The organism is Methylobacterium sp. WL6, assembly GCF_008040095.1.
GTDB lineage: Bacteria > Pseudomonadota > Alphaproteobacteria > Rhizobiales > Beijerinckiaceae > Methylobacterium.
The window spans coordinates 1-898 of sequence record NZ_VRVH01000613.1 but is presented as its reverse complement, the minus strand read 5'-3'; the positions used below and the strand labels follow the sequence as shown (position 1 = coordinate 898).

Genomic DNA, 898 nt, shown 5'->3' with positions numbered 1-898 from the left:
GCCCAGCCGCGCGCGGCGAACCAGGCGGCGAAGGCCGGCGGCAGGGCGCTTGGGTCGGCCGCCGCGCGCCGGCTCAGGCGAGCGCCATCAGGAAGCGGTCGATCAGCTCCAGCGCCCGCTCCGTCATCGCGCCGGGATAGCGGATGAAGACGTGGCAGCCGCCGGGATAGACCGCCGTGTGGCCGCCGTTGCCCGCCGCCGCCCAGCGGGCGGACATGTAGAGCGTGTCGTCGAGCAGCGGGTCGCAGGTCCCGACGGTGAACAGGGCCGGCGGCAAGCCCTTGAGGTCGGCGTAGATCGGCGACACGTCCGGCCGGCGCCGGTCGATGCCGTTGCGGACGTAGCCGTCGGCGAAGGCGGTGAGGTCGGTGGTGTTGCACACGAGGCGCTCGTCGCCCCAGTTGCGCACCGACGGGGTCAGCCCGAGGTCGAAGAAGCCGGCGTTGAGGTTCGCGCCGCGGAAGGCGCGCGGAAGCCGGTGCTTGTCGCGCAGGCGCAGCAGCACCATCACCGCGAGGTGCGCCCCGACCGATTCGCCGCCGATGGTCAGCGCCGAGATGCCGAATTCGGCCTTGCCCGGGCCGGCGAGCCAGAGCGCCGCCGCCTCGCAATCGAGGAGCGCCGCTGGGTAGGGATGCTCGGGGGCGAGGCGGTACTCGACCGAGAGGCAGACGAAGCCGCAGGTGTCGGCGATCCGCTCGAGCCACGGGTCCTGCTCGTCGGCCGAGCCCCAGACCCAGCCGCCGCGGTGGATGTGCAGGTAGGCGCCGCGCAGCTTCACGCCGGCCCGGGGGCGGATCACCCGCAGGTTCAGCGGGCCGCCGGGGCCGTCGATCGTCATGGTCTCGGCGCGGGCGCTGCGCGGCATCGCGGGCGAGGCGGGCGTGCCGGCGCGGCG

At 74.7% G+C, this 898-nt stretch carries 1 protein-coding gene; it reads right to left on the bottom strand.

The features are described 5' to 3' along the window. Window positions 1–73 precede the first annotated feature (73 nt). A partial coding sequence (locus tag FV230_RS28750) for an alpha/beta hydrolase (RefSeq protein WP_147844781.1) occupies window positions 74–898 on the bottom strand: 825 nt, incomplete at its 5' end.